Origin of the sequence: Sphingobium sp. CECT 9361, from assembly GCF_918741285.1 — a bacterium.
Classification (GTDB): domain Bacteria; phylum Pseudomonadota; class Alphaproteobacteria; order Sphingomonadales; family Sphingomonadaceae; genus Sphingobium.
On record NZ_CAKKNC010000001.1, the window covers coordinates 576,116 to 597,560 of the forward strand.

Annotated in this window: 16 protein-coding genes; 9 read left to right on the plus strand and 7 right to left on the minus strand. The window is 61.0% G+C overall.

Annotation, left to right across the window (positions count from 1 at the left end; translation table 11 throughout):
* The first annotated feature begins 70 nt into the window (after positions 1–70).
* Entirely contained in the window at positions 71–1,000 is a 930-nt protein-coding gene (locus tag LQ220_RS02535) for an N-formylglutamate amidohydrolase (protein ID WP_230186696.1), read from the plus strand.
* Positions 1,001–1,245: 245 nt separating this feature from the next.
* Here LQ220_RS02535 and LQ220_RS02540 read toward each other — a convergent pair whose 3' ends face one another.
* The 3 genes from LQ220_RS02540 to LQ220_RS02550 form a co-directional block, all read right to left on the minus strand.
* Positions 1,246–2,016 (minus strand): SapC family protein, encoded by a 771-nt coding sequence (locus LQ220_RS02540; protein ID WP_230186697.1) that lies wholly within the window; start codon positions 2,014–2,016, stop codon positions 1,246–1,248.
* 186 nt (positions 2,017–2,202) lie between these two features.
* Positions 2,203–2,994 (minus strand): methyltransferase domain-containing protein, encoded by a 792-nt coding sequence (locus LQ220_RS02545; RefSeq protein ID WP_230186698.1) that lies wholly within the window; start codon positions 2,992–2,994, stop codon positions 2,203–2,205.
* A 186-nt stretch (positions 2,995–3,180) separates the two neighbouring features.
* On the minus strand, positions 3,181–3,852 hold the full coding sequence (locus LQ220_RS02550) for a glutathione S-transferase family protein (protein ID WP_230186699.1): 672 nt from the start codon (positions 3,850–3,852) through the stop codon (positions 3,181–3,183).
* Positions 3,853–4,109: 257 nt separating this feature from the next.
* On the opposite strand from LQ220_RS02550, the gene LQ220_RS02555 reads away from it, so the two are divergent.
* The 6 genes from LQ220_RS02555 to LQ220_RS02580 all read left to right on the plus strand — a co-directional run bounded on the left by LQ220_RS02555 (position 4,110) and on the right by LQ220_RS02580 (position 11,009).
* Positions 4,110–5,696: a SulP family inorganic anion transporter gene (locus tag LQ220_RS02555; protein ID WP_230186700.1), complete on the plus strand. Its 1,587-nt coding sequence runs from the start codon at positions 4,110–4,112 to the stop codon at positions 5,694–5,696.
* Positions 5,693–6,331 (plus strand): carbonic anhydrase, encoded by a 639-nt coding sequence (locus tag LQ220_RS02560; protein ID WP_230186701.1) that lies wholly within the window; start codon positions 5,693–5,695, stop codon positions 6,329–6,331. Before LQ220_RS02555 ends, LQ220_RS02560 begins: the two co-directional genes overlap by 4 nt.
* A 74-nt stretch (positions 6,332–6,405) precedes the next feature.
* The gene (locus tag LQ220_RS02565) at positions 6,406–6,726 is read left to right on the plus strand and encodes a PilZ domain-containing protein (protein WP_230186702.1); all 321 of its coding nucleotides are present in this window, start codon (positions 6,406–6,408) and stop codon (positions 6,724–6,726) included.
* 118 nt (positions 6,727–6,844) lie between these two features.
* The gene (locus LQ220_RS02570; RefSeq protein WP_230187240.1) at positions 6,845–8,206 is read left to right on the plus strand and encodes a M20/M25/M40 family metallo-hydrolase; all 1,362 of its coding nucleotides are present in this window, start codon (positions 6,845–6,847) and stop codon (positions 8,204–8,206) included.
* Positions 8,207–8,265: 59 nt separating this feature from the next.
* A complete protein-coding gene (locus tag LQ220_RS02575) occupies positions 8,266–9,411 on the plus strand; it encodes an aromatic ring-hydroxylating dioxygenase subunit alpha (protein ID WP_230186703.1) in 1,146 nt (381 codons plus the stop codon).
* Positions 9,408–11,009, plus strand: a complete 1,602-nt coding sequence (locus LQ220_RS02580) for an NAD(P)/FAD-dependent oxidoreductase (RefSeq protein WP_230186704.1) — start codon at positions 9,408–9,410, stop codon at positions 11,007–11,009. Before LQ220_RS02575 ends, LQ220_RS02580 begins: the two co-directional genes overlap by 4 nt.
* Here LQ220_RS02580 and LQ220_RS02585 read toward each other — a convergent pair.
* The 3 genes from LQ220_RS02585 to LQ220_RS02595 all read right to left on the minus strand — a co-directional run bounded on the left by LQ220_RS02585 (position 10,971) and on the right by LQ220_RS02595 (position 16,709).
* Positions 10,971–12,302, minus strand: a complete 1,332-nt coding sequence (locus tag LQ220_RS02585) for an amino acid permease (protein ID WP_230187241.1) — start codon at positions 12,300–12,302, stop codon at positions 10,971–10,973. The two genes, LQ220_RS02580 and LQ220_RS02585, sit on opposite strands and share 39 nt — an antisense overlap.
* Before the next feature lie 86 nt (positions 12,303–12,388).
* The gene (locus tag LQ220_RS02590; RefSeq protein WP_230186705.1) at positions 12,389–14,764 is read right to left on the minus strand and encodes a TonB-dependent receptor; all 2,376 of its coding nucleotides are present in this window, start codon (positions 14,762–14,764) and stop codon (positions 12,389–12,391) included.
* Positions 14,765–14,897: 133 nt separating this feature from the next.
* Positions 14,898–16,709, minus strand: coding sequence for a tetratricopeptide repeat-containing sulfotransferase family protein (locus LQ220_RS02595; RefSeq protein WP_230186706.1), 1,812 nt, complete (start codon positions 16,707–16,709; stop codon positions 14,898–14,900).
* Between the two features lie 77 nt (positions 16,710–16,786).
* Between LQ220_RS02595 and LQ220_RS02600 the strand changes: the two genes are divergently transcribed.
* Positions 16,787–17,815: a DUF1338 family protein gene (locus LQ220_RS02600; RefSeq protein WP_230186707.1), complete on the plus strand. Its 1,029-nt coding sequence runs from the start codon at positions 16,787–16,789 to the stop codon at positions 17,813–17,815.
* Here LQ220_RS02600 and LQ220_RS02605 read toward each other — a convergent pair.
* Positions 17,812–18,762, minus strand: coding sequence for a tetratricopeptide repeat protein (locus LQ220_RS02605; protein ID WP_230186708.1), 951 nt, complete (start codon positions 18,760–18,762; stop codon positions 17,812–17,814). The two genes, LQ220_RS02600 and LQ220_RS02605, sit on opposite strands and share 4 nt — an antisense overlap.
* Before the next feature lie 139 nt (positions 18,763–18,901).
* Here LQ220_RS02605 and LQ220_RS02610 point away from each other — a divergent pair, with 139 nt between their 5' ends.
* Entirely contained in the window at positions 18,902–21,445 is a 2,544-nt protein-coding gene (locus LQ220_RS02610; protein WP_230186709.1) for a cyclic nucleotide-binding domain-containing protein, read from the plus strand.

Consider the following 21,445-nt stretch of genomic DNA (forward strand, 5'->3'; position numbering starts at 1 on the left):
CACCTTATGCGACAAGGGCTTAATATTTTCCAGCCGCGCGATCTGTTTCGCGCTCTATGAAAGGAAATTCATGGTCGGCGCGTCGCACCCCGATATCGACTCGCCATCCTTTCCTTCCTCCTGCGCGCCTGTCGAGCGCCATGCCGCTTTCGACCGCTTCGGTGGGCGCAGTGGATCGGTATCCAGTCCCATCGTCATATCGGTGCCGCACGCCGGGCGGGAATACCCCGCACCGCTTCTGGCACAGGCGCGTGTCCCCGCAATAACGCTGCGGCGGCTGGAGGATCGCTATTCCGATCTGCTTGCGCATGGGCTGATCGACCTGGGACATGAAGTGCTGATTGCGCGCACCGCCCGCGCAGTGATCGACCTCAATCGCGATGAACGCGAAATCGACCCCGTGATGCTGCGTGATGCGCCGCACGGAACAGCGCTGCTCTCCACGGCCAAGCTGCGCGGTGGGCTGGGGCTGTTCCCGCGCCGCCTGCAGGGCGCGAATGAACTGTGGCGCGGCCCGATGGACTGGTCGGAGGCGCAATGCCGCATCGCGCAGGTGCATCGCCCCTATCACGATGCGTTGGCCGCCATGATGGCGCGGGCGCGCGACGTGCATGGTTATGCGATTCTCATCGACTTGCATTCGATGCCACCGCTGCATGCTACGCCGGGGCAGGATACGCCGCATATCGTGCTGGGCGATCGCTTCGGGCGCAGCGCGTCGAGTCGCCTGACCGCGCGCGCCGCCGATGTCATGCAGGCGCGCGGCATCCGCGTGGCGCAGAACCACCCCTATCCCGGCAATTACCTGATCGATCGGCACGGCAGGCCGGATCGGGGGCTACACGCCGTTCAGATAGAGATCGACCGCAGCCTGTATCTCGATTCGGCTCTGGACCGCCCGACGGCGGGCGTAGCAGCCATGCAGGCGTTGCTGATCTACCTCGCGCAAGCGCTGGCCGATGAATGGCCCGCAACCGACTTTGCCCAGGCAGCGGAGTAGCGTTCACCGCCCCATTTCGTGCGGCCCACAAAAAAACCACCCCGTGTTTCCACGGGGTGGCCTAGGTTCAGGGAGGAGACGTCTCCGAAGAGACATCCATACAGCACACCCGAAAGGGGGACAGGTGCGCCGTATCTCAGTGAATTAAGATCAAGTGCCGGAAGTTTCAAGCGGGGAAGCGAAAAATCGGTGCGGTTTGGCAACCTTTTTTCTCATTTCCCCGCCGAACCGAGGCTCTTACGCGGTTATTCCGGTGCCGGAACGTTGGGCATCTTGCCCTGATCGATCTGCTGCTGGAAAATTTCGCGCATCAACTGCAGTGAAAACAGGTGCGCGTGAATCAGCGGCAGCATGCCGTTCTGGGTAATCTTGCGCAGTTGATCGCCGCGCATGTCGCGCAGCTTTTCCTCGTTCACCATCTGGAATCCGCGATAGATGAAGGGCTGATCGTTGCCCGGCGTCTGGATCGACACTTCGCCATCCATCAGCAGGCCCATCGTCTTCAACTCGGCAACGAACTGGCCGGTGCGGGCGGCTGCCTGCTCGAATTCTTCGCAATATTTCAGGATATTGGTGGTCGTTTCGGTCGGCTGACCGTCGGCGAGCAAGGCTTCGCCTTCTTCGAACACGCCGACATGCCCGCTGGTCGGATCGAAGCACAGCGACAGCTCTTCGCTGTCGGGCCGCAGTTTTGCGAGCATCCAGGGATAGCGACGCACATAGGCAGGCAGGTAAGTCGGGCCGCGCAGCTTGCCTTCATCGTCGACGAAGGTGTTGATGCCTTCGTTCAGGCCCATCAGCGCCAGTGGCACCGGATCTTCGCCTGCGGAAAAGATGATCGGCACAAAACGCTGCGCCGAAATGAACTCGTCGACGGTCAGCGGCACGGCATGCTGGTTGGTCAGATACGGTGCCGAATCGGACGGGCGAATATGGTAATCGCCATGCTCCTGGCTGTTGAGCGGGATCAGGTCGTTGTAGAAAATGGGCAATCCGTTGTTCGGCGCAGTGGCCATAAAATTCTCTCCATGGATCGAAAGCGCAAAGGCCGCGCTAAACTGGTCGGATGGGCCAGCGCAGTAATGATCCTGCGCGCCTGACGCAATCGCTTTGTCGGATGGGTGGCGTGATTGAATATCCCCAAAACGCCGTCATTTTTCTAACTAACCCAATCCGCCAACAATTCAGCGACGCTGATCAAATCACCTGCGCGCTACGATTGTGTAGATGGGTCGAATGCGGTCGCCATATTTAAAGTCGTGCCACGAAATGCTACAATTTTTGAAGCCCAGGATCGCGAGATACTCCTGCACCAGCAGCGGGGGGAGTCTGAACCATCCGTCATTTATGCCGTCCGGCTTGGAACTGCGTGGCATGAAGTGGGGGTTTTTCTTAAATTTGCTTGCGAATTTTCCGAACGGTGACAGGTCCGAAACAATGACAGCTTCCTGTGTCAGCCGCGCTGCATTTTCCAGCGCGAGAAACGGATCGCGCAAATGAAGCAAAATGCTGCCGAATACGGCTACATCGACTGGTCCTATGGAACGCGGGATGTCGTATACCACACCATTGACCATGCGCGCCTTCGACTGGAAAGCTTCATGACATAGCCAGTAGCCGTTGTTGATCTTGCGAAGATGGCTACGTCTTGCACTTCGAGCAGCATCGTTATTGTTTTCTGCAAAGGGAACGATGTCCCAATCGAAATTCTCCGAAAGATCGAACGACACAACCTCCGCGCCTTGTTTTTCAATATGAAAACTCAGGATGCCGGAGGCAGCTCCGACATCGAGCACTCTTTTCCCCTGGAAATCGAAATTGCCCAGATATGCGTCGATGGAGCCACGAAGATCCCACTCGCCTTGGATGGTGCCGTGGCCCGGGACGTCCATTGTATGATAGAAATAACATTCATCTATGGACTGTATTGAACGCGGTTCGGCATAGGGGGAAGGTGCGGCAAGTCCCCCGCTCACCTCGGAATAACTGCTCATCAAAGTCCTTTACCATATTGCCAGTGGCATCCGCCGCCTAGCAGGGAAAGGCTGCACTGCCTACCACCCTCGCAAGTTTCAAATAATCGCATTAAGGGAGGCTTTGACTGGGCATTTGTGCTCAAAACTACTGCTTCGCGCAATGGACAGCTATGTCCCTCCGGTAACCGTCAGACTTGATCAGCATTAAAAATCCGGCTTCTCATAATGCGCAGGCGGCACCACGATTTCCATGCGTTCCGACAGCAACGGCCGGAACGAGGGCCGCGATTTGAACCCGGCGTACCAGCGCTTGACCGGCTCATGCCCCGTCCAGTCGATCCCGCCCAGATAATCCGCGACGGACAAGTGCGCGGCGGCTGCGACATCGGCCAGGCTCATCGTCCCGCCACCCAGCCAGCTACGATGGTCGAGCAGATAGTCCATGTAATCCATATGGGTGTTCGCGCGCTTCATCGCTTCGCGCAGCACGCCCCCATCGGGGGAGGCGCGATGGACGATCCGCTTCTTCATCCGTTCGTGCAGTAACGGCGCAACGACATCGCCATAGAAATTCTGGTCGAACCACGTCACCAGCCGCCGCACTTCCGCCCGGCCCGCCGCCGTTCCGGAAATCAGCGGAAACTTGTCCACCGTTTCCTCGAAATATTCGCAGATTGCCTGACTGTCGATCAGCGTCACGCCCTTGTCCAGATCCACCATGACCGGCGTGGTGCCTGCAGGGTTTAGGTCGAGGAACTCGTCGCGCATCGTCCACGGCGATTCGCGAACCAGATCGTAGCCGACTCCTTTTTCACCCAGCAGCAAGCGAACCTTGCGCGAAAAGGGGCAGAGGGGGAATTGATAAAGTTGCCACATGCCCTTGTGTTAGGCTCCACAGCGCGCAGGGGAAAGGCACAATGACAGCGCTATTGCATTTTCCGCGAAATATGATTGTCCAACGAGGAAAAGCGAAAACGTCGCGAGACCGTTATGCTGCAGTGCACCAGAAACATTTTGTTACAGCGCGTTCGTCCGGCAGATGGAATTATCCTTTATCTGGCATTCTATTGCGCACTGCAGCGTACCCGATCGGGTAACGTCCGCACGCGCTACCAATGCTTCAGGGAGCTGCCGTGTCTCAACCCAAGTCTCTTTTCGCGAACCTGCGTGCTGATGTCCCCGCGTCGATTGTCGTTGCACTTGTCGCGCTGCCATTGTGTCTGGGTGTTGCGCTTGCTTCCGGTGCGCCGCTGTTTTCCGGTATCATTGCTGGGATCGTCGGTGGCATCGTCGTCGGCTGTCTGTCCAAATCGCCTTTGTCGGTAAGCGGCCCCGCCGCCGGCCTGACGGTCATCGTATTTTCCGCCATCGAAAGCCTGCCGACCTACGAAGCGTTTCTGCTTGCCGTGGTCATTGCGGGCGTGATGCAATTGGCGTTCGCTTTTACCAAATCGGGCATTTTGAGCGAGTTTGTACCCTCTTCGGTTATTACAGGCATGCTGGCCGCCATCGGCCTCATCCTCATCCTCAAACAATTGCCTCACGCGCTCGGCTACGACGGCAGCTACGAAGGCACGTTCAACTTCACCCAGACCGATGGCATGAACACTTTTTCGGCCATCCTCTATTCGCTCGGCGACAGCTTCCTGTGGGGCGCGATGTTGATCGCCGTCCTCAGCCTTGCCTTCCTTTTCTGGTGGGATGGCGCACGGCCGAAGACGGGCCCGCTGCGTTTCCTGCCCGGCCCCTTGGTGGTCGTGCTGATCGGTATCTTCGGCAATCTGCTGTTCGGACAAGTTGCGCCGACCTTGAATATCGGGACGAGCCACTTGGTTCAGGTGCCCGTGGCTGAAGACTTGTCGGCCTTCATCTCGTTCTTCCAGACCCCCGATTTCACTGCCATTTCCAACCCCACTGTCTGGACCGTGGCCCTGACGCTGGCGATTGTCGCCAGCCTCGAATCGCTGCTCAGCCTCAAGGCAGTCGACGAAATCGATCCGCGCCGTCGCTCGACTGACAAGAACTGGGAATTGCTGGCGCAGGGCGGCGGTAACATCCTGTCCGGCATGATCGGCGGTATTCCGGTAACGTCGGTCATCGTCCGCTCCTCCGCGAACGTCGATGCAGGCGCGGAAAGCAAGATGTCGACGATTCTGCACGGCTTCTGGCTGCTGCTTAGCGTGCTGCTGATCCCCACGGTGCTCAATCTCATTCCCTTGTCCGCGCTTGCCGCCGTGCTGATCGCTACGGGGTACAAGCTGACCAAGCCCAAGCTGTTCATCGAACGCTACAAACAGGGCTGGACGCAGTTCATTCCCTTCGTCGTCACTGTCGTCGCGATCCTGTTTACCGATCTGCTCATCGGCATCCTGATCGGTCTGGTCGTCGGCTTCATATTCGTGATTGCGCGCAACTTCCGCCCTGCCATCACTTATGCGTGCGACGCAGAGGGGACCGAGTGCATCATCCGCGCCCGCCGCAACCTGTATTTCATCCACAAATATGAATTGCAGAAGGTGCTGGCGCAGGTGCCTGACGATTGCGCGGTGCTGATCGACCTGTCGTCGACCAACTATGTCGATCTGGACAATGTCGGCATCATCAATGCCTTCATCAAAAGCGCTGATTATCGCAATATCTCGGTACGCCTGCGGGCTGACATCGCTGAAAAAATCTCGCCGCTCATCAACGCGCAAGAATCCGGGGTACGCTTCGCATGAAAAGCTACAAGCAACTGCTGCTCGCCAATCAGGCGTGGTCGATGGAACTGAAGGAAGAAAATCCCGATTTCTTCAAGCGTCAGCTTACCGGACAGATGCCTGAATTTCTCTGGATCGGCTGTTCCGACAGCCGCGTTAACCCCGAACAGATGACCATGACGCCCCCGGGCGGCATGTTCATTCACCGCAACATTGCCAATCTGGTCAATGACGAAGACCTGAATCTGATGTCGGTGCTGCAATATGCCGTCACCGTGCTTCAGGTGAAGCACATCATCATCTGCGGCCATCATGGCTGCGGCGGGATCATGGCCGCGCTGGACGGCCAGGTAGACGGTGCGGTCGATGAGTGGCTCGACAATGCCCGGCAGGTTCGTGCAGACCATGCCGATGAAATCGCCGGTGCGGGCGAACGGGATGCGCAGGTCAATCGCTTCGTCGAAGTGAACGTGCGCGACCAATTGATCAGGCTGGCACGCACCAAGACGGTGCAAGGTGCGTTTTCGAGCGGCCAGCCGCTCGCTCTGCATGGCTGGGTTTATGACATGCGCGACGGGCTGATCAAGCCGCTGATGGAAATCGACGCGCAAACCAATCTGGAGGAAGTGGGCAAGCCAGAACGCGTGCTGGTGTGATGCGATTAATTCCTTGAATTAACAGTAGGGTAAGTCTTTTCCAATAAGGTGCGTTAAGGCACATTGGATATGACATGACGATCCCACTGGCAGTGATAGCAACCAAAACGGACTTTGTGGAGCGTGCGCCCCGCGAAGAGGGGCAGTGCCATGCCGACTTTTACGGCCCGACGGTGGCTCCGTTCAGAAGCCGGGTACGCAATATTTCGACGTCGGGCATGTTGATCGATTGCCCGGCGGCGCTGCGGATCGACGATGTGCTCGTCGCACGATTGCCGGGCGTCGGGGAAATCATCTGCACCGTTGCTCGCCTGCGAAACGGGCGGGCAGGGATACGTTTTTCCTCCGTTATCGACCTTGCCGTCTATCGCCGGGCGACGATGCACGTCGTCTAAGGCGACTTTGGCAGCATTCCTCGTTGGCTACGGTTAAAGCCTGTGCCACACCCTTGCCATGCATTCGCGCTTCGGCGCACCAGCAAGGGCAGGCTTCATGAATTTTACACGCGCGATGATGACAACCGCAGTTCTGTTGGCACCGCTGGCGGTGACGACAACTGCACGTGCAGCGGCGGACCCGACGCTCGCGAAGCAGGTTCTGCTGAAGTCCGTCGCGTTCAAGACAGTCGAAGGGGAGGGGCAGGTTCCCAAACTCGCAGCCTATTATGCTTCGGTACTGAAGGACGCCGGGTTCAAGGACGCCGATATCGTCATCACGCCGATGGGCGAAACCGCCACCTTGGCCGCGACTCTCAAAGGCAGCGACCCGCAGCTCAAACCCATTGTCATGATCGGCCACATGGATGTCGTCGCTGCCGAACGGAAGGACTGGACACGCGATCCCTTCGTCCCGGTCGAGGAAAATGGCTACATCTTCGGACGCGGATCGGAAGATAACAAATATGACGTCGCCATGATGGTGACATCGCTCGCCCAGTTAAAGCGCGAAGGCTTCGCGCCGCGCCGCACTATCATTCTGCTGCTGTCGGGCGACGAAGAAACCCAGATGGCGACCACGCGCGCGCTGGCCGAAAAATATAAGGGCGCCGAACTCGTCCTGAACGGCGACGGCGGCGGCGGTGTCATCGGTGAGGACGGCAAGCCCGCCATGTATCTGCTGCAGGCCGGTGAGAAAACCTATGCCGATTTCGAAATCGCGATCACCGATCCGGGCGGCCACAGCAGCGCACCGACCGCGACCAATCCCATTTACCGTCTGGCCAAGGTGCTGGACCGCCTCGGTGCCTATCAATTCCCGCCGATGGCGAACGAACTGACCAAGGCGTCGATGCTTGCCGGATCGCGTCGCATCGGCGGAGAGGCGGGCGCAGCGATGGCCCGCTACGCTGCCAATCCGAAGGACGCTGAGGCGGCTGCCTACCTGTCCTCCAAGCCGGAATTTATCGGTCAGGTCCGCACCACCTGCGTCGCCACAATGCTGAGCGGCGGTCACGCCCTGAACGCCTTGCCGCAGCGCGCGACGGTCAGCGTCAACTGCCGCATCTTCCCCGGCGTTGCCATCGACTCGGTAAAGTCAGAACTGACCAAGGTCATCGCCGACGACAGCGCCACCATCACGACAATCGACAAGCCGACCGGCAGCGACGCCTCACCCCTGCGCAAGGATGTGACCGCCGCCGTCACCAAAGCGGTGCAGGCGCGCTATCCCGGGCTGGAAATCACGCCGAACATGTCCGCCGGTGCCACCGACAGCCTCTATTTCCGCGCGCTGGGCGTACCGAGCTATGGGGTCAGCAGCCTCTTCATGAAATCCAGCGACGGTTTTGCGCATGGCCTGAACGAACGCGTGCCTGTCGATGGCATCGCCGGTGCACTGGGGCAATGGGATAGCGTGCTGAAAGCCATCGCCAAATAAGCAGGGCCAAATAACCAAGGGTTGCGCGCCAATGGTCATTGTTTTACGTTCGCACAACAATGACCATTATATCTGATCCGCTCGAAGGCTGGAGCCTCCCCGCCTGGACCTATGACGATCCCGATTTTTTCCGGGCGGAACAGGAAAGCGTCTTCGCGCCAAGCTGGCAGGTCGTCTGCCACATCAGCGATATCCCCGCGCGGGGCGACTGGCACACGCTGGAATATCTGGGCGAAAGCATCATCGTGGTGCGCGGCGACGACGATGCCGTCCGCGCCTTCACCAATGTCTGCCGCCATCGCGGATCGCGGATCGTCGATGGCGCAAGCGGCTGCGCGAAAAAGCTGGTCTGCCCCTATCACGCCTGGACCTACGATCTCGACGGGCGCCTTTCGGGCGTGCCGCAGAAAAGCGACTATCCCGGTCTCGACACGGGCAAGCATGGCCTGACGCCGGTGGACATGGAAATCTGGCGCGGCTTCATCTTCGTGCGCCTCGTCAGTGAAGGCCCGTCGGTCGCGGACATGATGGCCCCCTATGAGGATCAGGTCGCGCCCTATCGGTTCGAGGAACTGACTGCGCTCGGCCGCGTCACGCTTCGCCCCCGGACGGTGAACTGGAAGAATGTCGCGGACAATTATTCCGACGGCCTGCACATTCCCGTCGCGCATCCCGGCCTCACCCGCCTGTTCGGGCGCAGCTATGGCGTGGAGGCGGAAACGCATGTCGACCGCATGTGGGGCGACCTGATCGAGCGGCCCTCGGCCAACTGGTCCGAGCGTCTGTATCAGACGCTGCTGCCGCCGGTGCCGCACTTGCCGGAGGCCGCGCAGAAACGCTGGCTCTATTTCAAGCTATGGCCCAATGTCGCGTTCGACATCTATCCCGATCAGGTCGATTTCATGCAGTTTCTCCCCGTCAGCCCCACTGAAACGCTGATCCGCGAAATCAGCTATGTGCTGCCCGATGACCGTCGCGAGATGAAGGCCGCGCGCTACCTCAACTGGCGCATCAACCGGCAGGTCAATGCAGAGGATACCCAGCTTATCGCCCGCGTGCAGGACGGCATGGCCTCGCGCAGCTTCTCAATCGGGCCGCTGGGGCAAAGCGAAGTGTGCCTGCGCGCCTTCTGCCGCCAGATGCGCGCGCTGATCCCGCAGGCCCGCGAAGAACAGCGACCGACCCCCGGATGGAGCCGAGCATGACCTATGACGCACTGATCATCGGCGCGGGGCATAATGGCCTTGTCTGCGCCTTCTACCTCGCGCGTGCAGGCATGAAAGTCCGCATCGTCGAGCGGCGCGATATCGTGGGCGGCGCGGCCGTGACCGAGGAATTTCATCCCGGCTTCCGTAATTCGGTGGCCAGCTACACCGTCAGCCTGCTGCAGCCCAAAGTCATCAAGGACATGAAGCTCGCCGATCACGGCTATCGCGTGATCGAGCGGCCTATCTCCAATTTCCTGCCACAGGAAAATGGAGATTTCCTGAAACTCGGCGGCGGTCTCCAGCGGACGCAGGCCGAGTTCGCGCGCTTCTCCAAAAAGGACGCCGCCGCGCTCCCCGCATATTACGATGCGCTGGAAAATGTCGCTGAAGTCTTGCGCGGCCTCGCGCTCAAAGCCCCGCCAAACGTCGGCGACGGCCTTCGCACGCTCTACGACGGCGCGATGCAGGGCCGCGCGCTCTCCAAGCTCACGCTCGAACAGCAGCGCGACGTCCTCGACCTCTTCACCAAATCCGCGCGCACTTTCCTCGATAGCTGGTTCGAAAGCGAAGCGGTGAAGGCGGCTTTCGGCTTCGACGCGGTCGTCGGTAACTACGCATCGCCCGATACGCCGGGCAGCGCCTATGTCCTGCTCCACCACGTCTTCGGCGAAGTGAATGGCAAGAAAGGCGCATGGGGCCACAGCATCGGCGGCATGGGCACCATCACCCAGATCATGGCAAAGATCTGCCGCGACATGGGCGTCGAGATCAGCCTTGAAAGCCCCGTCGACCAAGTGCTGGTCGATGGCGACAAGGTCGTGGGCGTCCGCCTCGTCTCCGGCGAGGAAATTGCGGCCAGCCGCGTCATCGCCAATGTCGGGCCGAAGCTGCTCTACGAAAGGATGATGGCGCCTTCCGATCTGCCCGCCGATTTCCTGAAACGGGCCAAAGCGTTCAAGGCAGGCTCAGGCACCTTCCGCATGAATGTCGCCCTGTCCGAATTGCCGCGCTTCACCAGCCACCCCGAACCGGGGGAGCATCATCAGTCGGGCATCATCATCGCCCCGACGCTCGATTACATGGACCGCGCCTTCATGGACGCAAAGATGCACGGCTGGTCAAAGGAACCCATCGTCGAAATGCTCATCCCCTCGACCGTGGACGACAGCCTCGCTCCGCCGGGATGCCACGTCGCCAGCCTCTTCTGCCAGCAATTCGCGCCTGTCCTGCCCGATGGCCGCGATTGGGACGATGAGGAAGAAGCTGCAGCCGACTGCATCATCGACACCGTCGAAAAACACGCCCCCGGCTTCCGCGCCTCGATCATCGCGCAAACGCGCCTCAGCCCCAAGGGTCTGGAACGCAAATTCGGCCTTTCGGGCGGCGACATCATGCACGGCAATATGAGCCTCGACCAACTCTGGGCCGCCCGCCCGGTTCTGGGCCACGGCAGCTATCGCGGCCCGGTGAGCGGTCTCTACATGTGCGGCGCAGGCACCCACCCCGGCGGCGGCGTCACCGGCGCCCCCGGCCACAACGCCGCCCGCGCTATCCTCTCAGACGGCAGCATCTTCGGCAAACTGCGCGGGCGGTAGACGCTTCGCCCCCCGCCGCGCCCACCAGTATAGCGGCAACCCCGCCAGCATAAGGACGAGGCTCAATCCGCTGACGGACAGTCCCGCGCCCCATAAGGTCCAAAGCGCATAGGCGACGCCCAGCACCCCTGCGGGAATGGCGACACGGAAGCGCAGGGCCGCAGCGGCGCAACCCAGATAGAGCCACAATGTCGCGGAGGTGGACAGCAGCGCCATCGCCGTGAAGATCGCCACCAGCCCATTGAGGCTGTTCGCAATCAGCAGCAGGCTGGCAAAGACAGTCGACACGATCAGCGCGCGCACCGGCGTGCCTCTTGCGTCGGTCTTACCCAGCCATACGGGCAATTCGCCATTGCGCGCCATCGCCAGAGGCACTTCGCCTTGCAACAATGTCCAGCCATTAAGCGCGCCCAGGCAACTGATCGAAGCGAACAACGCGATCAGATTGGCGGGGCCGGGTGCCCAGTATCGCGTCACGAACGCGGCAAAGGGCGATGCTGATGCGGCCTCCGCCATGGGCAGCATCAGCGCGATGCCCGAACACACGAAGAGATAGATCGCGCCCGTCGCTGCCGTGCCGATGATCGTCGCACGCGGAATGGTGCGCGTGGGGTCCGCCACCTTGTCCGCTGCCGCGCTCGCGGATTCGAACCCTAGCAACGCCCAAAGGGTCAGCGCGGCGGACGCCGTGACGGCGGGGAGGGTCAGGCCTTCGCGCGGAAATGGCGCGACCACCGCGCTGCCACTGCTCAACGCCACTACGATCAGCACGACCACCACGACCATCGGCACCAGCTTCAAAATCACCGTTACCAGTTGCAGCGATCCTGCCGCCTGCGCACCGCGCAGGTTCAGCGCCGTCGTCGCCCACAATATCGCCAGCGTTGCGCCCACGCCAAGGGCAGGCACTTGCCCCAGCAGGGGGACGATCGGGGTCAGGTTCGCGACCACTGCCACGGCAATCGTCGTATTGGCGGTGATGATAGACACCCAATAGGACCAGCCAAGCGCAAATCCGGCGACGGGGCCAAAGGCTGCGGCGATCATCGCGGGCGGCCCCTTGGCATCGGGCAAACGGACCGTCAGCCGCGCGATGACCCATGCCAGCGCCAGCGCTCCCGATATGGTAATCGCCCAGCCCGCCACTGCGTTCCAGCCATAAGGCGCGAGCGCTGCGGGCAGCAGGAACACACCGCTGCCGATCATATTCCCCATCACCAGCGCGATGCAGGCGGCAAGGCCCAGCGGCCGGGCGACGCGCGGGATAGGGGCAGGGGCGTTGGGCGTCGTCACCTGCGAATTAGGAAGCAAGTCCCGCCAATATGCAAGCCATGTTGCGTCCCCTCCTCATCGGGAGAAAGGGACGCAACAGATGCGTATCAGAACTTGAACCCGGCCTTCACACCGATCAGGCGCGGCTGGATCGGCGTGCGGTAGATTTTGGGACCGATGGCCGTCTGACCCTCGGGATCGCCGCACACAGTTTCCAGACACTGTATGCCAACCGTGCTAAATGCTCGCTTATCGAGCAAATTGGTGGCGAAGATTTCAGCAGTCCACATGCCGCTTGAAACCCCGATGCTGGTATCCAAGGTGGCGTAAGCGGGGAGATCACCTTTGATACCGCCCTGCAGTGGCCGAAGGTCGGTCGTGCGACGCCCTTCGTAAATTCCTGCTGCCTGTATATGGACGTTCATCGATCCGACGGGAAACTCGTACCGCGCGACGGCATTGGCCTTCACCTTTGCGGTTACCGGCAAACGCGTGCCCTTTGGCGCCAGGACCGCGCCATCAGGACAGCCGGTGGCATCGTCGACACCGCAATAGGGCTTGGTGAGCTTCGCATCATTATACGAAATGCTGGACGACAGCGTCAGACCGTCCGCAGGTCGGGTCCACAATTCGGCTTCGAACCCGCGAATGCGTGCCTTGCCGGCGTTCTGGATTTGCGTCAGGCCGTTTGCGCCGAGTATCGAAATCTGCAGATCCTGCCAGTTAAGCTGATAGATCGCGCCATTGAAGCGAATGCGGTCTCCGGCCCAGCTTGTTTTCCAGCCCGCCTCGTAATTGTCGATGAAATCGGCGCTGTAAGGCGGCAGGTCGCCGCGCCGATTGATGCCACCGGGACGATAGCCGCGCGATGTCGTGAAATAGACCAGCGCATCGGGCGTGAACTTGTACGTCGCGTTGATCTTGTGCAGGAACCCTGTGTCCTTGGTGCTCTTGTCGAGGTTGGTACAGGGTGAACCGGCTACGATCGTCGGTGCAAAGCAGGCGGCTACGCCGGTCCTGCTGGAATATCCCGCCGAATAGCCGAAGAAGCCGACCAGACTGTTGTCATATTTGTAGATGCGGGTGCCGAAGGTCACCGCCAGCTTGTCCGTGACGTCCGCCGTCAATTCGCCGAAAACGGCATAGTCGCGATCCACGCGATATTGCTCCGTCAGCCAGATATTGCTGGCGGTCCCCGGCACGGTGAGCGAGTCGGCAATATTGTCGATGATATAGTTCTGGCGGATATTATGCGTCTGCCGCTGGTAGAAGGCACCACCCACGAACCGCACCACGGCATCGGCTGGCGAAGCGAAGCGCAATTCATGGCTCTGCTTGGTGAACCGGTCGATACCCTGAATATACTGGTTCGGGTTCACCAGATCGCCGTTGTTGTCGTAAAAATAGTTACCGTATCCGGCCAGCTTGTCATAAAAATACGAATAGTCGGCATAGTCGCTGTTGGTCGTGACCTTCCGCTTCAGATACGATCCGGCATAGGTCACGTCCCACGTGCCGATCTTTCCTTCGATCGTCAGCGCCGCCTGATACCAGTTGTCCTTCGCGCCTTCCGGGTTGAACTGCATCGTCTGCAGGTCGCCCAAGCCGCTTTCCACGGCGAAGCTGCCGTTGGACTTTTGCTTCTGCCCCATGATCTGCGGCGTGACGGTCCAGTTATCGTCGAGGTCGATCTTCAGCGCGGCACGACCGCCATAGGTCGTGACGTCGTTATAATCCTTCTCGACATAGGGCGCATTGTTCATCGTGATGCCGGATGACGGGAAGGTCAGGCTGCCTGCGATATTATCGATATAGCCCGCGTCCTTCTTGTACCAGCCGACCACGCGCAGCGCGATATTGTCGTTGAAGGGAGTGTTGATGAACCCCTGCGCGACATAGCCTTCGCCGCCCTTGGCCACGCTGTTCAGTTCGAAGTCGCCACCAGCCTCGAACTTGGTCGCATCAGGCTTGTTGGTGATGATGCGGATCGTGCCTGCCTGACTGGAGGAGCCATAAAGCGTCCCCTGCGGCCCCGCGAGCGCTTCGACGCGCGCGATGTCATAGACATTGATGTCCAGCGCACCCTGAATCGTCGTGATCGGCTGCTCATCCAGATAGATGCCGACCGAAGGCTGCGACGCGGAATGGTTCGCGTTCTCGCCGCTGGCTACGCCACGGAAATAGACTTTGGCCGACCCCGGGCCGCTGGTCTGATAGGAGACGCTGGGCAGATAGCGTGCATAGTCCTCGAACTTCTGTACCTGCAACTGGTCGAGCTTTTCGGTGCCGAACGCCGTAATCGCGATAGGCACGTCCTGCAGATTTTCGGTGCGGCGCTGCGCCGTCACCACGATGGCATCGCTACCGGCGGTGTCGGCTGGCTCCTGCGCATAGGCGATGCCCGATGTGCACAGCATCGTCGATGCGAGCAGCGCAATGGAACCCGCTGTTCCAATACGCTTGGTGGTTGTCGAAAATTGCATGAAGTGGCCCCCTTTGCGATCTATTTGATCTACAGGGGCATTTCCTCACGAAATTTCACGCGTCGCAAGATGATTATGACAAACGTATAACAGCGGCAGACGAATTTATCCTACTGTTGCAGGATCGACACGATCAGCGCAGCGGCGGCACCTGTGGATAGGCCGTCAGCACATCGCCCAGCGCAGTTTCCAGCGGCCCCAGCCATGGCGCATAATGCCGCCACCGGTCCATACCGTCGCGGTTGATGGGGCGACGGACCTGTTCGCTGCTCGCCGTTCGCACCGCCCGTGCATTTTCGTGGAAGCGAAGGCATCCTTCTTCGAACGGCAGACCCAGATAATCCAGCAGGCGGCGTACTTCCGCTTCGGGGTCGGCCACCAGCGCTTCATGAATAACCCGATGCACACGCCCGGGCAGCACCGTGTCGATATGCTGCATCAACCGCACATAATCGGCATAATAGCGCCCCACATCGTCCAGCGCATAGCTGAACGCCTGCCCCTGCGCGAAATGCTGTTTGAAGTTGGAGAAACAGCAATCCATCGGATGCCGCCGCGCATCGATGATTTTCGCATTCGGCAGGATCAGGTGGATCAGCCCGCTATAGAGCCAGTTGTTCGGCAGCTTGTCGATGAAGAACGGCTTGTCGCTCTTCCGCTGGACCTTTGTGCGCGCCAGATATTCTGCGCCCAGCTCCGCCAGCCTTTCTGCAGGCATATCGCGCACCGCGGCGACCCAGCTTCCCGGTACATCGCCATGGTCCCGCCCCTCACGCATCGCGATGGAAGGAATATCGGGCAGTTCCATCGTCCCTTCGATCATCGAATGCGACGCCAATATCTGCTCGATCAGCGTGGAGCCTGCGCGCGGCATCCCCAGAATGAAGATGGCGTCCGGTGCGTCATGTCCCGCGCTCGCCCGCGCCGCCAGAAATTCGGGCGTGAAGCTATCGATAACATGTTTTACGTGTCGACTTATGTCATCGGCATCGTAATCGATCTTCGCCTTCCGTTGCGCATTGCCTTGCGCATAATGCCCGAAAGACGCGGCCCAGTCCTTCGCATCCTCCGCCGCCTTGCCCAGCGCGAAATGTAGGTGGAAGCGATCCTCGACCGAAATTGCCGGATCGCCCAGCGCCGCTTCCATCGCCGCCACATCCGTTTCATCGAACCGCACAGTCTTCAGGTTCGCAAGGCTCCACCACACTTCGCCCAGTCCCGGCTGCACCGCCAGCGCCGCGCGATAGGCGGCGATGCTGTCCTCCTGTCGCCCCACGGTTTTCAGCATATGGCCATGGCTCATGTGCAGCTTGGCATGATCGGGAAAGCGCTGCGTCAGTTCCTCATACAGCGCGATAGCTTCGTCATAGCCGCCGATCCGCCCCAATGCAGCGGCTTTCAAGTTGCTGTGCGCGGCATTGTCAGGGTCGTCGGTCAGCACATTGTCGAGTTCGGCAACCGCATCGGCAAAGCGGTTCTGCTTGTACAGCACCGTCGCCAGATTGGCCCGCGCCGCCCCGAAACCGGGCGTCAGTTCCAGCACCCGCCGCAACAGATGTTCCGCATCCGGCAACCGCCCGATGCGCGCGGCCAGTTCCGCCAGCATCCGGATCGCCGCACAATCGGTCGGCTCGGCTTTCAATCGTCCTTTCAAAATCGGCTCGGCAATGTGCAGCTCGTTGGCCAGCATCGCCTGCGCCGCCGTCAGCATGTCCGGATCGTGCACCGCCATCCGCACTGCCTCAAGGTCCGCGTCCTCCGCTTCGGCAACTCGCCCCAACCGCCGCAGCACCAGCGCCGCCAGCCGATGCGCTTCCCCCACATGCGGCGTTACCGAAATCACCTCACGAACTTGCGCTAGCGCCCGCGTGGGATCGCTCCCGATCAGGCGTCGCGCATAAGCAAGAGCATCGGGAACAGGAATGGCATCGGAAGGAGCTTGCATCTGCCCAGCGTAGCGCCTCGTCCGCCCTTCGCCTAGTTATACTGGTGTACAGCCGTTCCAGACGCTATCTATGTCACATGACTATCGCACCGGACAAACTCACCGCTCTCGTCGCTGCCGCTTTGGGGCAGGACGCATCCCGCGCCATCGCCGATCTGGTCGTGCCGACCGACATCCCCGACAGCGGCCCCGATACCGTCACTCGCGCCGAGTTCGCACTCGCCATGACGGTCGCGCTGCACTGGGGACTGCTGGCCCGCGTGCCGACGGCCGCCGCTTATGCAGTCGATTGCCGGGCCGCGGGTCGCCCGATCATGCTCGATCACGGCGCGCTGCGCACCGTGGTCCTGCCCGATGGCGCAGCCACCGGCGCGATCCCGGCTGGCGCAGCGGCGTTCGCCCGCATCCTGCAACCTCTGGGATATAGCCGCGCCGACATCTACCCGCTCGACCGGCTCCGGATGACCGGCTTTGCCTGGTGCCATGACGATTTCCCCGACAGCATCGCGCAATTCTTTGTCAGCGAATTGCATGTCGACCGCTTCGACGCAGACTTCGCCTCTGCCGCAATGCGCATCTTCGCCACGACCCGCGACGCCTTGGACGACAGCGCCAACGCGGCCCTTGCCACGTTCGCTGCGCACGGACAGGTCACGCTCGCACAGGCGCTCGCGGCCATGCCCGCCATCGTTGGCGCATTCGACCGGCATCACGATGTGCCCGCGCTGCGCGACTATGAAACTTTGAAAGCCTCAAGCGCCGAAGCCGCATGGATCGCCACCGAAGGCAATGCCTTCAACCACGGCACCGACCGCGTCACCGATGTCGAAGCGGTAGCCGATGCCCAGCGCGCCGCCGGACGCGCTATGAAGGACCGCGTCGAAGTCTCCGGCAGCGGCCGCGTCCGCCAGACCGCCTATCGCGCCGACTGGGTCGAGCGCCCCTTCGTCGATGACAACGGAGCGCAAGTCACACTCACTGTCCCCGGCTCCTTCTACGAATTTATCGACCGCGCCGTGGACCCCGTAAGCGGTCGCCTCGATCTCAAATTCGACAGCAGCAATGCGCAGGGCATCTTCAAGATGACGGCGTCGCTGGACGCCTAGACCCCCGGCACGCTCAACAGGTTCGCTTCGTCCCTGATCCGCTTGGCCTGTGTCGGGTTCGCCGCCACGGCATTCTTCATCGCGGCGTTGGCCTGCGCCGTCTGTCCCAACGTCATGCGGCTGCGGATCAGCATGATCCAGCCGTCGACATAGGCGGGATTGGCTTTCAGCTTGCCTTCCAGGCTGCTGATCATGCCTTCGATCATCTGGTCCTGCTGACCCTTGGGCAGGGCGGATGCTGCCTGCATCTGATCGCGCGTCGGGCCGGGGATCGCTGCCGTCGCCACCGAGCCTAGCGCCGGATGCGGTGCCGCGGGCTTGATAGCCGCCAGCCGCTCTGCCACGTCGACCTTATGAATGCGCGCCACCTGCTCGATGGTCCGGCGCAAGTCCTGCTCCCACGGTGCGCCGCTCGGCGTATCCTTCAGCAGCGCCAGCCAGTCGACAATCGCGCCCTCATGATCGCCCTTCAAATCCCGGCGCACGGCAAGGAAATAGCGCGCGCGCGGCTCCTTCGCATCGATGCCGATTGCCTTTTCGAATGCTTTTGCAGCATCGTCAGGCATCGGGTTATCCGCGCTGCCCATCACCAGCGCTTCGCCGAGCGAGGACCAGAACGTCGCATTGCCCGGCACCAGCGCCGTCGCGCGCTTGTACGCCCGCGCCGAATCGGCATAGCGGTTCGCTTCGAAATAGGCCCAGCCCAGCATCTGCCACCCTTCGGCATCGTTGGGATTCGCGCCGACGCGGTTCTGCAGCTCCTGAATGACCGCTGCAGGATCGGGCGCGGCACCCTTCATGGCAGCCGGACCGGTGGCCGGGGCAGGAGCCGATGGCGCGTCCGATTCGCGCGTAACAGCATAAGCCACGGACAATATAGCGATGCCCGCTGCCCCGATCAGTAGCATCCGGCCTGTCCTGCCCGGTGCTTTTGTCCCCTCCGTCATCGAAATCCTTTCTAACTTGTAACTGCAGTCTAGCGCGAAGCGGTGGAAATGGTAGAGTGCCGCCACGGTTCGCACCCGTACGACGCGCAACCGGCCGGGGGATAGGTCGGAGCGTCTGACAGATTCATGGGGGAAAGCTGTGGGTGACCGCGTGCGCATCGCTATTGTAGGTTCTGGCCCAGCGGGCCTGAGTGCGGCTGCGCGCGCCGCTGGGCTTGGCCTGTCTCACGTTCTTCTCGAAAAGACCGATCACCTTTCCGATACGATCTACAAGTATCAGAAGGGCAAGCATGTCATGGCGACGCCCAGCCAGCTCGTGCTGCGTTCCGACTTCGATTTTGACGCTGGCAAGCGCGAAAAGATCCTCGGCACGTGGAACGAACAGGCCGCAGGGCAGGGCATTAACGTCGCCTATAAAAGCGAAGTGAAAGCTATCGAGGGCACCGGCGATCCGATCCCCGGCAGCGTCCAGAAAACGGTCATCCGCAATCGCGACGGCACCAGCGAAACGCGCGAGAAGCAGCGTCATGCCCCGCCGTACAAGATCACGCTGACGAACGGCACCGAGATCATCGCCGACGCCGTGATCCTGGCCATAGGGACGCAGGGCAACCCAAATCTTATGCGCTGCCCCGGCGGCGATCTGCCCCATGTGCAATATCAGCTCGACGATCCTGCCGAATATAATGACGAGCATATCTTCGTCATCGGCGGCGGCGACGCCGGCATTGAAAACGCGCTCGGCCTCGCCGCCGACGAAGCGCAGGGGAACATCGTCAGCCTCATCAATCGCGGTGCGGAATTTTCAACGGCCAAGGGCGCGAATGTTCAGGCTCTGATGGCCGCAAGCGCCGCCGGCCGCGTCAGCCTGCTCGTCGAAAGCACGACGTCGAAGGTCGAAACCGGCTTCATCACCGTCGATACCCGCGATGGCGAAGTCCGCTTGCCCTGCGACCGGATCATCGCTCGCATGGGCTCCGCCCCGCCGCGCGGTTTCGTCGAAGAATGCGGCATCGAATTTACCAGCGGCGACCGTCTGGCTTTCCCCAAGCTCTCGCCGGTGTTCGAAACGACGGCTCCCGGCATCTTCGTCATCGGCGCGCTCGCGGGCTATCCGCTGATCAAGCATTGCATGAATCAGGGCCACGACGTGGTCGAATTCATCAATGGCAACACCTCGCTCAAGCCCGCAGACGAACCCATCCTCGCCGCCAAGTTCAAGGATCTGCCGGGTAAGAAGAGCGTCGACGAATGGCTGGAGCTGCTGCGTACCAACGTCTCGATCCTCGAAGGTATGTCGCCGCTCCAGATGCGCGAATTCATGCTCGACAGCGAAGCGCGCGCCTATCGCAAGGGTGAAGTGATCTTCGAAAAGAACGATCCGGGTTCCTCGCTGTTCGCCGTCGCGCAGGGATCGGCTTTGGTCGAGATCCGGTCGGAAGCGCCATCCATCAGCGTACCGATCGAACAGGGATCGATCTTCGGCGAAGTCGGCCTCATTTCCGGTCGCCGCCGTGGCGCGACCGTCCGCGCAGGCGAAGATTCGATCATGGTCGAGGTCTCGCGCACCGCCGCGCTCAAACTCATGTCCTCGGTCCCGGCGGCCAAGCGCGCCGTCACCCGCATTTCGACCGAGCGGCAACTGCTCCAGATGTTCGGCGCGGGACTGACCCCGGCGGACCTGACCGAAGTGCTCGACACCGCCGAAATCATGACGGTGAAGGCAGGCGACTTCATCATCCGCGAAGGTGAGGAAGGCGACGACATCTTCGTCATCCGTGTCGGATCGATGATTGTCGAGAAAGTCGTCGGCGGCAAGCCGGTGTTCCTGTCTTACTTGCCGGCAGGCAGCTATGTGGGCGAAATGGCGCTGATATCGGGCGGACGGCGCACCGCCAGCGTCAAGGCGACGGTGAAGTCCGAAGTCATCCGCCTGAAAGGCGAAGCCTTCCGCGCACTGATGGAGGCCAAGCCCGCACTGCTGGAGCGCGCCCGCCGCGACATGGCCGCGCGGCAGGACATCAACGCCTTCGTCGAAAGCCGCAAGGACAGCTTTTCGACCGTCGTCGACATGTATTCGCAGACCGCCAAATTCCTGGTCGATAACGGCATCGGCGAAGCGACCGACGTGCTGCTGATCGATGAGCATCTGTGCGTCGGCTGCGACAATTGCGAAAAGGCGTGCGCCGACAGCCATGAAGGCCTCTCGCGGCTGGATCGCGAAGCGGGCAAGACCTACGCGCATCTGCATGTGCCGACCAGTTGTCGCCATTGCGAACATCCGCACTGCATGGCCGATTGCCCGCCCAACGCCATCCATCGCGGCCCTGACGGCGAAGTGTTCATCGACGATACCTGCATCGGCTGCGGTAATTGTCAGCGCAACTGCCCCTATGGCGTCATCCGCATGGAGAGCGTGCCGCCGAAAAAACCGGGTCTGCTAAGCTGGATGCTGTTCGGCGCAGGACCGGGGCCGGGCGAACCATCGAAAAAGTGGCGCTACAAAAATACCGAAGCCGGCGTCGAAAAGCCGAAGAAGGCAATCAAATGCGACATGTGTTCGGGGATTGACGGTGGCCCAGCCTGCGTCCGCGCCTGCCCCACGGGCGCTGCAATCCGCGTCTCACCGGAAGATTTCCTGAGCGTCGCGCGCCTTGAACGGATCACCGGGGACAATCGCTGA

What these genes read in the sequence shown, in the direction of transcription:
- LQ220_RS02535 (WP_230186696.1), top strand. Translation starts at nt 71, where the DNA reads ATGGTCGGCGCGTCGCACCCCGATATCGACTCGCCATCCTTTCCTTCC.
- LQ220_RS02540 (WP_230186697.1), bottom strand. Translation starts at nt 2,016, where the DNA reads ATGGCCACTGCGCCGAACAACGGATTGCCCATTTTCTACAACGACCTG.
- LQ220_RS02545 (WP_230186698.1), bottom strand. Translation starts at nt 2,994, where the DNA reads ATGAGCAGTTATTCCGAGGTGAGCGGGGGACTTGCCGCACCTTCCCCC.
- LQ220_RS02550 (WP_230186699.1), bottom strand. Translation starts at nt 3,852, where the DNA reads ATGTGGCAACTTTATCAATTCCCCCTCTGCCCCTTTTCGCGCAAGGTT.
- LQ220_RS02560 (WP_230186701.1), top strand. Translation starts at nt 5,693, where the DNA reads ATGAAAAGCTACAAGCAACTGCTGCTCGCCAATCAGGCGTGGTCGATG.
- LQ220_RS02565 (WP_230186702.1), top strand. Translation starts at nt 6,406, where the DNA reads ATGACGATCCCACTGGCAGTGATAGCAACCAAAACGGACTTTGTGGAG.
- LQ220_RS02570 (WP_230187240.1), top strand. Translation starts at nt 6,845, where the DNA reads ATGACAACCGCAGTTCTGTTGGCACCGCTGGCGGTGACGACAACTGCA.
- LQ220_RS02575 (WP_230186703.1), top strand. Translation starts at nt 8,266, where the DNA reads ATGACCATTATATCTGATCCGCTCGAAGGCTGGAGCCTCCCCGCCTGG.
- LQ220_RS02580 (WP_230186704.1), top strand. Translation starts at nt 9,408, where the DNA reads ATGACCTATGACGCACTGATCATCGGCGCGGGGCATAATGGCCTTGTC.
- LQ220_RS02590 (WP_230186705.1), bottom strand. Translation starts at nt 14,764, where the DNA reads ATGCAATTTTCGACAACCACCAAGCGTATTGGAACAGCGGGTTCCATT.
- LQ220_RS02595 (WP_230186706.1), bottom strand. Translation starts at nt 16,709, where the DNA reads ATGCAAGCTCCTTCCGATGCCATTCCTGTTCCCGATGCTCTTGCTTAT.
- LQ220_RS02600 (WP_230186707.1), top strand. Translation starts at nt 16,787, where the DNA reads ATGACTATCGCACCGGACAAACTCACCGCTCTCGTCGCTGCCGCTTTG.
- LQ220_RS02605 (WP_230186708.1), bottom strand. Translation starts at nt 18,762, where the DNA reads ATGACGGAGGGGACAAAAGCACCGGGCAGGACAGGCCGGATGCTACTG.